Origin of the sequence: Lysinibacillus sp. NPDC097279 (genome assembly GCF_044761745.1) — a bacterium.
Taxonomy (GTDB): domain Bacteria; phylum Bacillota; class Bacilli; order Bacillales_A; family Planococcaceae; genus Lysinibacillus.
Map to the genome: position 1 here is coordinate 261886 of NZ_JBIWDA010000004.1, position 11825 is coordinate 273710.

The 11825-nt window shown below is 37.3% G+C and carries 12 protein-coding genes and 1 tRNA gene; 2 read left to right on the forward strand and 11 right to left on the reverse strand.

All coding sequences use genetic code 11. From position 1 onward, the window contains the following. Positions 1-123: 123 nt before the first annotated feature. Positions 124-738, forward strand: coding sequence for a spore coat protein (locus tag ACIQ1H_RS17210; RefSeq protein ID WP_173479453.1), 615 nt, complete (start codon positions 124-126; stop codon positions 736-738). Positions 739-789: 51 nt separating this feature from the next. Here the strand turns inward: ACIQ1H_RS17210 and ACIQ1H_RS17215 are convergent, their stop codons facing one another. The 4 genes from ACIQ1H_RS17215 to ACIQ1H_RS17230 form a co-directional block, all read right to left on the reverse strand. Then, on the reverse strand, positions 790-1512 hold the full coding sequence (locus ACIQ1H_RS17215) for an amino acid ABC transporter ATP-binding protein (RefSeq protein ID WP_173479452.1): 723 nt from the start codon (positions 1510-1512) through the stop codon (positions 790-792). After that, a complete protein-coding gene (locus ACIQ1H_RS17220; RefSeq protein WP_173479451.1) occupies positions 1509-2213 on the reverse strand; it encodes an amino acid ABC transporter permease in 705 nt (234 codons plus the stop codon). Before ACIQ1H_RS17220 ends, ACIQ1H_RS17215 begins: the two co-directional genes overlap by 4 nt. Positions 2214-2304: 91 nt before the next feature. Beyond that, entirely contained in the window at positions 2305-3099 is a 795-nt protein-coding gene (locus ACIQ1H_RS17225) for a basic amino acid ABC transporter substrate-binding protein (RefSeq protein WP_173479450.1), read from the reverse strand. Between the two features lie 505 nt (positions 3100-3604). Further along, a tRNA-Arg gene (locus ACIQ1H_RS17230) sits at positions 3605-3679 on the reverse strand. Positions 3680-3986: 307 nt separating this feature from the next. Between ACIQ1H_RS17230 and clpP the strand changes: the two genes are divergently transcribed. Beyond that, on the forward strand, positions 3987-4574 hold the full coding sequence (clpP, locus tag ACIQ1H_RS17235; RefSeq protein WP_024363901.1) for an ATP-dependent Clp endopeptidase proteolytic subunit ClpP: 588 nt from the start codon (positions 3987-3989) through the stop codon (positions 4572-4574). Positions 4575-4747: 173 nt separating this feature from the next. On the opposite strand, the gene ACIQ1H_RS17240 is transcribed toward clpP, so the two are convergent. The 7 genes from ACIQ1H_RS17240 to ACIQ1H_RS17270 all read right to left on the reverse strand — a co-directional run bounded on the left by ACIQ1H_RS17240 (position 4748) and on the right by ACIQ1H_RS17270 (position 11738). Further along, the gene (locus ACIQ1H_RS17240; RefSeq protein WP_173479449.1) at positions 4748-5005 is read right to left on the reverse strand and encodes an HPr family phosphocarrier protein; all 258 of its coding nucleotides are present in this window, start codon (positions 5003-5005) and stop codon (positions 4748-4750) included. 109 nt (positions 5006-5114) lie between these two features. Continuing rightward, positions 5115-6062 (reverse strand): DNA-binding protein WhiA, encoded by a 948-nt coding sequence (gene whiA / locus ACIQ1H_RS17245; protein ID WP_173479448.1) that lies wholly within the window; start codon positions 6060-6062, stop codon positions 5115-5117. Positions 6063-6152: 90 nt separating this feature from the next. Continuing rightward, positions 6153-7124 carry a gluconeogenesis factor YvcK family protein gene (locus ACIQ1H_RS17250; RefSeq protein WP_402890367.1) on the reverse strand — a complete coding sequence of 324 codons (972 nt, stop codon included), beginning with the start codon at positions 7122-7124 and terminating at the stop codon, positions 6153-6155. A gap of 4 nt (positions 7125-7128) precedes the next feature. After that, positions 7129-8022, reverse strand: a complete 894-nt coding sequence (gene rapZ, locus ACIQ1H_RS17255) for an RNase adapter RapZ (protein WP_402890369.1) — start codon at positions 8020-8022, stop codon at positions 7129-7131. Between the two features lie 9 nt (positions 8023-8031). Then, the gene (locus ACIQ1H_RS17260) at positions 8032-8499 is read right to left on the reverse strand and encodes an NUDIX domain-containing protein (protein WP_173479445.1); all 468 of its coding nucleotides are present in this window, start codon (positions 8497-8499) and stop codon (positions 8032-8034) included. Between the two features lie 672 nt (positions 8500-9171). Then, positions 9172-10116, reverse strand: coding sequence for a thioredoxin-disulfide reductase (gene trxB / locus ACIQ1H_RS17265; RefSeq protein ID WP_337980448.1), 945 nt, complete (start codon positions 10114-10116; stop codon positions 9172-9174). A gap of 104 nt (positions 10117-10220) precedes the next feature. Next, entirely contained in the window at positions 10221-11738 is a 1518-nt protein-coding gene (locus ACIQ1H_RS17270; protein ID WP_402890371.1) for a tetratricopeptide repeat protein, read from the reverse strand. Positions 11739-11825 lie beyond the last annotated feature (87 nt).

Below are 11825 nucleotides of genomic sequence, written 5' to 3' on the forward strand. Positions count from 1 at the left end.
TAATGTGTTGCAAAAAAACATCGCTATGCTAAATATATGCAAACGGATTTATATCGTATGAAATAGTACTTGCAAGGCATACTAACTACTGCAACAAACTAAACCATTCAGGAGGCGTTTTTTTTGTCACAATCTTTTTATAATGAACAAAACAATGCAACAACACCTAACCAACAACAAAGCCTAAATCATGGTGGCCATGAAGTTATGGACATGCATGAAACGATTGGCGAAATAATCGCTGGACTAAACCTATCCATTATTTTACGTCCACAAGTAAAAGACCCAGAACTACTTAGCATTTTAGATAATCAATATAATTTCACACTCGGAATGTACAATACGATTGTGGAATCATTTAAAACAGGGCATGATCCTTCTGTTCCAACTGGTCGCTATGAAATGCAGACAGGGAACAACTTCCAATATGGCATTAAGCCTTCTCAGCCGAAAAAGCCTATGCAAAATGCAAGTGAGATCAATGATGAAGTCATTTCAGGCTTCTTACTTGGTGCACATAAAGGTTCAGCTAAATGTATGACTGCAGCGGCAACTGAAACAACAAATCCAGTTGTGCGTCGCGTAGTTGCTGATAGTATTCCCAACTGCATCGAGATGGCATACGAAGTATCTATTTACCAAAATAAGCATGGCTATTATCAAGTGCCACAATACACGCAACAAGATATGCGTGCAATGCTTGATGCCTATGCGACAACTACAAATCCCCTCCATTAAATACAAAAAAACCATTCATCGCTTATGCGTTGAATGGTTTTTCCCATTTTTTTATAAAACTTTTCCTAAAAAGGCTTTTGTCCGCTCATTTTTCGGGTTACCAAAGAGTTCTTCTGGTGTTCCTTCTTCTACGATATAGCCACCATCCATAAACACAACACGATCTCCAACTTCTCGTGCAAAGCCCATTTCATGTGTCACGACAATCATTGTCATTCCTTCAATCGCTAGATTTTTCATAACATCTAATACTTCTTTCACCATTTCTGGATCTAATGCGGAAGTTGGCTCATCAAATAAAATAGCTTTAGGTTTCATCGCTAATGCTCTTGCAATCGCTACACGTTGCTGTTGTCCACCTGAAAGTTGCTCAGGATAATTGTAAGCCTTACTATCTAGCCCGACCTTTTGCAGTAACTCATGCCCTAGTTTCTCTGCATCTGCACGGTTCATTTTGCGAATTTGCATTGGTGCCATTGTTACATTATCAATGACATTCATGTGAGGGAACAAATTAAATTGTTGGAATACCATTCCGACCTCTGCTCGAATAGCATTGATATTCGTTTTTGGTCCATTTACCTTCACATTCTCTATATAAATTGCACCATCTGTCACTTCTTCTAGCATATTTATGCAACGTAAAAAAGTACTTTTTCCTGATCCTGAAGGTCCAATAACACAGACAACTTGCTTTTCATGTATTTCATAATCAATGCCCTTTAATACTTCCAGTTTTCCGAAGTATTTGTGTAAGTTTTCAATTCTAATCATCTTGCTTCTCTCCCTTCCGCTTTACGAGGGATATAGCTGTTGCTGAATCGTTTTTCAATAAACGCGACTACCTTTGTCACAACATATGTTAAAACTAAGTATAGCAATGCGGCTACAATATAAGGTTCCCAGAAACGGAAGCTCGCACCTGCCACAACTTTACTTGCATATAAAATATCTGGCGCTGCAATAACCGTTACTAAAGATGAGTCTTTTAATAATGCAATAAATTCATTGCCAAGTGGTGGAATCATTCGTCTGAAAGCCTGTGGTAAAATAACTTTTTTCATCGCTTGATTGTGTGTTAGGCCAAGAGAACGCGCTGCCTCCATTTGTCCTTTATCAATGCTTTGAATTCCCGCACGGAATATTTCTGCATTATAGGCTGCACAGTTTAATACAAGCGCAGTTATACCTGACACCATATATCCTAATGAATGGCCAAAAATCGTTGGAATCACCGCTAAATGAATTAATAAAATTTGCACTAGCATTGGTGTCCCACGGAATAAATCGACATATAGTTTACATGGCCAGTAAATAAACTTATTTTTAGATACTTTCCCTAAACCTAATAGTAAGCCTAAAATTATACCACCAAAATAACCACTGAGTGTTAAGATGATTGTTATACCAATACCACGGATAAACATATCACGGTAGTTCCAAACTATGTCCCAGCGTAAATCAAAGATGTCCATTAGAACCCCTACTTTCCCTATCAATTTCTCTATTAAATACGCTAATAAATCAAATGAGCCGCTAGCATGATTAGGCTAACGGCATCATCCATTACTTAAAGTCCTTACCAGTAATTTCTTTTAATTTACCATTGTCTTTAATTTTTTGTAGACCTTCATTCAATAGGTTTAATAATTCCGTATTACCTTTTTTCACCATAAAGCCGTAGTATTCTTTTTCAAATGCATCATCTTCAACTACTTTAAGTTTTGCTTTTGGGTTAGCTTTAATATATTCATAAATAACTGCATTATCACCAATTGTTGCATCAACGTTCCCATTTAACATTTCTTGAATAGCAACAGGTTGGCTTTCAAATGCCATAATGTTTGTGCTTGCATCACCTTGTAATTTTTTTGCAGCCATATGACCAGTGGCATTTATTTGCACTGAAATCTTTTTATCTTTTAAATCTGCTAATGACGTAATATCTGAATCCTCTTTAACTACGATTAATAATTGAGATTCATAGTATGGCTCTGTAAAATCAAATGACGCCTTACGTTCTTCATTAATCGTAATCCCCGATGCACCGATGTGTGTTTCACCATTTTTAATTGTTTGGAATACAGGTTCCCACCCGATGTTTTCCCATTCCACTTTAAAGCCCATTTCATCTGCAATCGCTTGCAAAATATCGACATCTAATCCTACAATATTCCCTTTATCGTCAATCGACTCAAATGGTGCAAAAGTAGCCTCTGTACCTACCTTATAAACTTTGTCCTTACCGCCACCATCAGAAACTGCGTCACCAGAAGATGCATCTTCTTTTGCACCACAGCCTACTAGTACTAGCGTAAATGCTGCTACAACCATTAATAACGTCCAAAAACGTTTTTTCATAGTTTTTCCCCCTATACGATTAATATTTTCCGACTAATTCAATTTTATCAATTCGGAAATGTTAGACTATTAGGTCAATTATAGTGTCAATAGAGGGGATATACAATACGATTTCGTATAAAAGTGATTATTTTTTCATAATAATTAATTTTATAATACAAAACGTAGAGAAATTATGTAATAAAAACAATATCTATGTCTGAAAATGTATACTTATGCAATATTAAGATGATTTTTATGCTAAATTTAGATATTTTTGACCACAAAAAAAGAATCCCCTCAGATAGGATTCTTCTTTTGTGCTAGCAATGCTAGCTTCACGATCAGTATGTTCACTAAAAAACTTTTTGGAGTTATTGCTTTTGATGGTTTAGAAAGGAATCATAATGGGAATAATGCCTACGGGACAGATTTCCACCATATTCCTCTCTTTCTCCATTAAGCAGGCTGCTAAGCAACTTAATAGGAGAATCGAGCTATAAAAGTAAATCAATTCATCAGTAGATGGCGCCCTCGGAGGGAATCGAACCCCCAGTGCAAGAACCGGAATCTTACGTGTTATCCATTACACCACGAGGGCAATTGAACATAAAAAAAAAGTACTCACTCTTAGGCTTTACGGTAAAGCATCATGTAGATAACCCTCATTGTAGAAGCATACCTGCAAAATAGTGTACTGTACTTTAACTTACGACCTTTCCATTATACAAACCTATTGTCCACAATTCAACTATTATTTAAAATTTTTATTAGGGATTTTATTTCTTAATATCAGCGTTAATATTTGACCTTCCCTGACTATAATGTGTATGATAAGGTTACAACTGAAATATAATGGATGATTTCAGTAAAAGTATTCGAATTTAGCTTTTTAAGGAGGATTTAACATGAATTTAATTCCTACAGTTATTGAACAAACAAGTCGTGGTGAGCGTGCTTATGACATTTATTCACGACTACTAAAAGACCGTATTATCCTATTAGGAAGTGCAATTGATGACAACGTTGCAAACTCAATCGTTGCGCAGCTTCTATTTTTAGAAGCAGAAGATCCAGATAAAGACATTTCTCTTTACATTAACTCACCAGGTGGTTCTATTACAGCTGGTATGGCAATCTACGATACAATGCAATTCATCAAGCCAAAAGTACAAACAATTTGTATTGGTATGGCTGCATCAATGGGTGCGTTCCTACTTGCTGCTGGTGAACCTGGTAAACGCTATGCGTTACCAAATGCAGAAGTAATGATTCACCAACCACTTGGCGGTGCACAAGGTCAAGCGACTGAAATTGAAATTGCTGCAAAACGCATTTTATTCCTTCGTGAAAAATTAAATGGTATTTTATCTGAACGTACTGGTCAGCCACTAGAAGTCATCTCACGAGATACTGATCGTGATAACTTCATGACAGCTGAACGTGCTAAAGAGTACGGCTTAATCGACCACATTTTTGTACGTAACGAACGTTAATTAGAAAAACCCGCTAAGTCCAGATGACTTAGCGGGTTTTTTATGTGTGTCAGGCACTTAAACAATTCCGAATCTTTCGAATTGCACTAGTGACTGGCACTCATAGCCCGCGGAAAGCAACGGCGATGATGCTAAAAACCCTCTAAGTCCAGGTGACTTAGAGGGTTTTTTATTTAGTCTTCTTTTTCAATAAGAGCAGCTAATGATGTAACCGCTTGCTCTGCATCGCTACCTTCACTGCTTAAAACAACCTTCGTACCTTTAGCAATCGCTAAGCTCATTACACCCATAATGGATTTGGCATTTACTTTTTTCTCATCTTTTTCAAGAAAAATATCAGCACTAAAACGATTTGCTTCCTGTACAAACAAAGCCGCTTGTCTAGCTTGAAGTCCTAATTTTAATTTTACCTGGACTGTTTTCTCAGTCATTCGCAATTCTCTCCTTCACTACCGTTCGTCTCTTAGTTTTATATTACCGCACTTTACAGCAGAAGAACAATAAGCGATTGCACTTGCTTTCTGTCTTTTGTATGAAAGCTTAACCGCCTATTTTTTCACCTCTTCTTAGTGCATCTGCTATTTCATCTATTTTACGCAATCGATGATTAACGCCTGATTTGCTAACCGTTCCACTTGATACCATTTCACCAAGTTCTTTTAACGTCACATCTTGATATTCCACACGTAAGCGTGCAATTTCACGAAGCTTTTCAGGCAACTGATCCAGCCCTACTGAATTTTCAATAAAGCGAATATTTTCTACCTGGCGCAGTGCAGCACCGATTGTTTTATTCAAGTTTGCTGTTTCACAGTTTACAATACGATTAACACTATTTCGCATATCGCGTAGTATGCGAACATCTTCAAATTTCATCATCGCTTGATGAGCTCCGACAATGTTTAAAAAATCGGAAATCTTTTCCGCTTCTTTTAAGTATGTCACAAAGCCCTTCTTTCGTTCAATTGTTTTTGCATTTAACTCAAATTCATTCATTAAATCCATTAATGCTTCACCGTGTTCTTTATACAAAGAATAAATTTCTAAGTGATAGGCAGACGTTTCTGGGTTATTTACCGAGCCACCTGCTAAAAATGCTCCACGTAAGTAAGCTCTTTTATGGCCACTCTTTTTTATAAGCTCTTTAGAAATTGTGTGATTGAATTGGAAATCATCCGATATTATCGCTAAATCAATAAGTAACTCCCGCGCCCCTTCTCGCACACGACATATATACACGTTATTTTTTTTCAAACGCATTTTCTTACGTACAAGTAGCTCTACGTTATATGGATACAACTTCTTCATAATAGTGTAAAGCCTTCTTGCAATCGCAGCATTTTCGGTTTGTACGTCTAAACTAAGTTGCTTGTTTGCAAAAGATAATGAACCATTCATACGAATTAATGCAGATACTTCTGCTTTCATACAATAATCGTCCGCTTCTACTTGCGTCAGCTCTTTTTTCGTTTCTGAAGCAAATGACATATTACGCCCTCCTTTCGACCTTTATTTCTATGTATATGTTCATCTTACCATATACAACAAGCATTCTTTAGGACTCTATTGTTGGCTTCCTTACTTTTTCGGTAAGATTTTTGCATAATCCACAAGCCATTGTGCCACATTTGCAGCATTATGGCGCACTGTCCCATCTGGTCGAATGGTTGCAATATCACGTTTAATAACCTCTAATCCCATACTTTCAAGCTTTCCAACATCAAATGTTACGGGTTCCGCACATTCTTCTTTATAAAGCTCTTTAACAGGATGTGGAAGTTGTTCATCATTTACTAAAATAGCATCAATAAAGGAATGTCCAACATGCTTGTGAATTGCCTCAACATGGTCACCTGCTGTATAAGAAATGGTCTCCCCTTTTTGGGTCATTAAATTACATACATAAATTTTTCGTCCCTTTGCTCTAACTACAGCTTCTCCAATTTCTTTTACTAGCAAATTAGGAATAATACTTGTATATAAGCTACCAGGTCCTATTAAAATATAGTCAGCACGATTAATTGCGCGTATTGCTTCTGGTAACGGCTGCACATTTTCAGGCACTAAAAAAACGCGGTCAATGCGCTTTCCAGCAGTAGGAATTTTCGACTCACCTTGAATTACTGCCCCATCTTCTAGTTCGGCATTTAAAGTAATTTTTTTATTAGCAGCTGGAATTACTCGACCATGTACTTTTAAAACTTTTCCCATTTCGCTAATAGCATGGCTAAAATCTCCAGTAATATCGGTTAAGGCCGTTAACATTAAATTGCCAAGAGAATGACCATTTAAATCTTCTGATACGGAAAAACGATATTGAAACATTTGCTCAACGAGTGGTTCCACATCCGATAATGCCGCAATGACATTACGAACATCACCAGGCGGGGGGATATCATAATCATCACGTAAACGTCCTGAGGAACCACCATCATCCGCAACTGTTACGATTGCAGTGATATCAAACGGGTGATGCTTTAAACCACGTAGTAACGTAGAAAGGCCAGTACCACCACCTATTACAACTAGCCTTGTATGCTTTTTCCCCATTCACTCAATCCTTTCTTCGATTGATGTCACGGTGCGATATCACAGCATTTTCTTTTTTGGCCAAGCAAGCGCCAAAATATTCTGCTAAAGTCACCGAACGATGCTGTCCTCCTGTACAACCAAAAGCAATGACAAGTTGCGATTTCCCCTCTTGTTTATAAAGCGGTATCATAAATTCAAACAAATCCGTTAGTTTCTGAATTAGGATTTGTGTATCCTCTAACGCTAATACATAAGAAGAGACTTCTGTTTGTAAACCAGTTTTAGGGCGCAATTCCTCTACATAATAAGGATTTTTTAAAAAGCGCACATCAAATACTAAGTCTGCATCAATTGGCATACCGTGTTTATATCCAAAGGACATAATATTAACTGAAAAAGTATGATCTGCATCACTTGCAAATTCTTTCACGATTTTCTCACGTAACTCTTTTGGTTTCATATTTGACGTATTATAAACGAAATTAGCGCGGCCTTTTACTTCTGATAGCAGTACGCGTTCTTGTTTAATGCCATCAAGCGGTAAACCAGTTACAGCTAATGGATGTGCACGTCTCGTTTCCTTATAACGTCTCACAAGCGTTGCATCATCTGCATCTAAAAATAAAATGCGGACAACGATATCGCCTTCTTTTAATATATGGTCGAGCGCTCCAATTAGCGAATCAAAAAAGTTGCCGCCACGCATATCCATGACAGCTGCAATACGTGTTATATTTTTACCTGAATCTCTAAGTAAAGTTAAAAAAGTCGTGAGTAACGCTGGTGGTAAATTATCAATACAGTAATACCCTAAATCCTCAAAGCTTTGAATAGCTACTGTCTTTCCAGCTCCAGACATTCCTGTAATAATGACCAATTCATGTGTACATTGTTGACTTTCAACCACCACTGTCATGCAGCTCCTTTATTGTTCTATTGATATTTGTATTTTCTCATGAAGCAATTCAAAATCTTTCGTGTATTCAAATGTGCCGTATTGAATGCCTGATTGGGAAATCGCAAATAGTAAATTCGTTCGATCACCTTCAGCCATCGGCAAATGTTTTAAATCCCCAACTGGGTGCCATGCAAGCTTACCTTCTCTTGTTTCTTCGAATGGAACGCCTTCAATATCTTTCGCCATAAACGTATATAGCATCCATTCATCCACCTTAACGTTATCTTCCTTAATAATCATCGTATATACACCTTTTAGATGCGCGTTCAATGGGATGACATTTGTTTCTTCCTGAAACTCACGTAAAGCAGCCTCATAAATCGACTCACCGCTTTCCATTTTTCCGCCAGGTGCTACATACCAGCCTCGTCTCGGCTTTTGAAGTAATAATACTTGGCCGTCTTTTACGGCAATTAAGTTTGCAATTCTTTGCATAGACACACCTCTAATCTCTTTTGCATTATATTTTCATTATAGCAAGACCTATCAGAGTTTGTCCTCATTTCACAACTATGGTATCTTGCGCAAAAAACTGTTTATATTGAATCAACATGAATGGTTTTTATTTCTCTTGCATAAAGGGTCGTTGTACTCCCAATGACAGTTATTTTACACGAATAATCATACTTATAGTATACAGTTTTCTATAGTGAGACATGACACATTCAGAAATAATAAGCTTAAGCAGTAGTTATGCCATTGCGGAAAAACCCAGTATGCTGTCCGCACAGCCAACGTAAGCTTCAACCGTCGCTATTGAGCAGCTTGTTGCGCCTTACTTTTTGTGCTGCTGTAGCATGAATGAACACGTAGCAATAGCGTCAATGACACTTAAATTTCAGAATTGTTTGAGTGACTGGCACTCTCAAATATCAAAAATAGGTTGCCCCCACCTAATTAGGCGGAAACAACCTACTAAAAAAATAAAAGGGGGATTGCTAATTACACTCTACATATTACACCTTTTATATGTCATTCAAGTTACAGCAATATTAAAACCGTATTAAAAAATTGTATTTTTTTCCGGTAATAACGGCCAATAGCAACGAGCTTCTACGTTTAGCGTTGTACGCTGGCAATTTCGAGACGAACTATTTTTCAGGCCTATTATGCGTTAATTTTTTCTAATAATTCTTCCACATAATGTTGTGCTGCTTGTGCTGCAATACTACCATCGCCAGTCGCAGTTACGATTTGGCGAAGCGTTTTTTCACGTACATCTCCTGCAGCAAAAATACCTGGTACTTTCGTTTCCATATTTTCGTTTGTCACAATATAACCAGCTTCATTTAAAATACCTAATGCTTCAAAAGGTTTTGTTAATGGAAGCATACCAATATAGATAAATACGCCGTCAGCATTAAATTCTGATTCTGTGCCATCCACAGTTGATTGTAATGTAACGCCGCCTACTTTACCGTTCGCTTCGTTAATTTCTTTTACTGTTGCATTCCAAATGAAATCGATTTTATCGTTGGCAAATGCACGATCTTGTAGAATTTTTTGAGCACGTAATTTATCACGACGGTGAACAATTGTTACTTTATCAGCAAAACGTGTTAAATAAACACCTTCTTCAACAGCTGAATCCCCACCACCTACGACAACGAGATTTTTTTGTTTAAAGAATGCACCATCACATACTGCACAATAGCTGACACCGCGTCCACCAAGCTCTTTTTCACCTGGTACACCCATTTTTTTGTATTCTGCACCTGTAGAAAGGATAATTGATCGTGTTTTATATTCTTTTGCACCAGATTTAATGATTTTATATTCTTCTCCATCGATGATTTCTGAAACATCACCGTATGCATACTCAGCACCAAATTTTTTCGCATGCTCGAACATTTTAGTAGACAGTTCAGGCCCTAAAATTGTATCAAACCCTGGATAGTTTTCTACTTCTTCTGTATTCGCCATTTGTCCGCCTGGAATACCGCGTTCAATCATTAGCGTTGAAAGGTTGGCACGTGATGTATAAACAGCCGCAGTCATGCCGGCAGGTCCTGCTCCGATAATTACAACATCATAAATTTTTTCTTCTGACATACATACTTCCTCCTAAACTTGTAAAACTTTTTTATAATAACGTTAGTATGTTCATCGTATGTGAAAGCATGAAGTTATTCAACTATGTTGCTCACAACCTAAATTTAACTGGTTGGTAAAAACATTAACATTTCTTCAATATATTTAGATAATGTAGACACAGATATACCATACTGCTCTGCAATTTCCTTTTTCGTCACCTTCAACATGCGAGATGAGCGGAATAAGAAATCATTTGCACCTGCAATGGCAGCTGGATTTGTAAAGCGATAATTTTCACTAAGCGCTTGTTCACATAGCACAAACCACATTTGAAACATTGGCGCAACTAATGTTGTCATTTTCCCATATTGCTCTAATAAAATCTCTGATACACGGACAGCTCTTAAGAAGCTTGCCTCTACTTTATTTTTTTCATCAAACTGATGGCCAAGTGCGTAAGCTAAAAAAAGCTTTTCAAAAGCATCAAATTGCTCAACATCTATCCATTTAGGATGAGCAATGATTTCCTGTTTATGCGCTGTCCCTTTTAATAAAAACAAACCAAATAGGCGATCACTTATATACTCACTTTCAAGTTTAGATACAATGAAGTCACGATCATGTTCTAATGCGTCAAGTTCATATGTATTTTCATGCTGACACCAAGGTTCAAAGCCCTCTTTCTCTGGATCAAGCTCAAGTAACTGTTCCCAAGCGCTTTTTGAAATATCATCGTAGCCCGAGAAATACGCCGCATGTGATAACCAAAAGTAAAATCCTGGATCACCTAAATAGCCACGTTTTTGCATGCTTCGTAGCCATTTAAAGGCTATTTCATATTGACCAATAAGCGCAAGCGTTGCACCTAGTTTATAGCGATGATCCCATGCATAAGGCTGGATTTTCACTAAAACTTCTAAAAGAGCATTTAATTCCTCATCATTTTTCTCATAATACGCAATAACCGTTAAATTGCATAACGCATGTAAATTCCCTTTATTTTCACGAAGTACTGTGTTTAGAATTGCTTTTGCCTGCTCTGCTTCACCTACATAGAAATAAGCTAAAGCTAAATTATTGTATGCAGACCAAAATTCTGGTCTATCTTCTACGAGTTGTTCTAAAATGTTTATCGCCTCAGGAAAATCACCCTTTTCCATACAACGACGCGCTTGCTCCTGACGATATAAATCCTCGCCGCTACCTTCAAGCTCTTCATAATCATCTTGTTCAAAAGCTACAAAGTCCAAAATTTCAGCCGCTTCATCTGCATAAGCACCCTCAGGTTCCATCTCTAAGTATTGCTCTGCAAAGCGTTTGGCATCTTGTATAATGCCGACGCACCCAGACACCTCTGCCATATAAAAAATAATTTCCGGCTCATTTGGGTCTAATTGATAGGCACGACGAAGTAAATCATAGGCTTCTTCAAAGCCTTGACCTTCTAATTCTACAATCGCTAATTGCAATAAAATCATCGGATCATCTGGGCTTAAATCAACAGCACGCTGTAAATATTTATAGGCTTTATCCATCTGTCCGCTATTCATCGCTTGAATTGATTTTTTATAATAATAGTCGCCTGTTGGAATGAACGATACGACATTCGTTTGCTTCTCTTTTTGACGTTTCTTTTCCAAAATATTTCCTCCGAAACAAGAAATAAGGAACGCATCATACGTTCCTTTTTACAGTAACTTATATTATACCATACAATAAGCGATATG

Coding starts and splice junctions, on each gene's coding strand:
- ACIQ1H_RS17215 (WP_173479452.1), bottom strand. CDS start 1,512: ATGATTAGAATTGAAAACTTACACAAATACTTCGGAAAACTGGAAGTA.
- ACIQ1H_RS17220 (WP_173479451.1), bottom strand. CDS start 2,213: ATGGACATCTTTGATTTACGCTGGGACATAGTTTGGAACTACCGTGAT.
- ACIQ1H_RS17225 (WP_173479450.1), bottom strand. CDS start 3,099: ATGAAAAAACGTTTTTGGACGTTATTAATGGTTGTAGCAGCATTTACG.
- clpP (WP_024363901.1), top strand. CDS start 3,987: ATGAATTTAATTCCTACAGTTATTGAACAAACAAGTCGTGGTGAGCGT.
- ACIQ1H_RS17240 (WP_173479449.1), bottom strand. CDS start 5,005: ATGACTGAGAAAACAGTCCAGGTAAAATTAAAATTAGGACTTCAAGCT.
- whiA (WP_173479448.1), bottom strand. CDS start 6,062: ATGTCATTTGCTTCAGAAACGAAAAAAGAGCTGACGCAAGTAGAAGCG.
- ACIQ1H_RS17250 (WP_402890367.1), bottom strand. CDS start 7,124: ATGGGGAAAAAGCATACAAGGCTAGTTGTAATAGGTGGTGGTACTGGC.
- rapZ (WP_402890369.1), bottom strand. CDS start 8,022: ATGACAGTGGTGGTTGAAAGTCAACAATGTACACATGAATTGGTCATT.
- ACIQ1H_RS17260 (WP_173479445.1), bottom strand. CDS start 8,499: ATGCAAAGAATTGCAAACTTAATTGCCGTAAAAGACGGCCAAGTATTA.
- trxB (WP_337980448.1), bottom strand. CDS start 10,116: ATGTCAGAAGAAAAAATTTATGATGTTGTAATTATCGGAGCAGGACCT.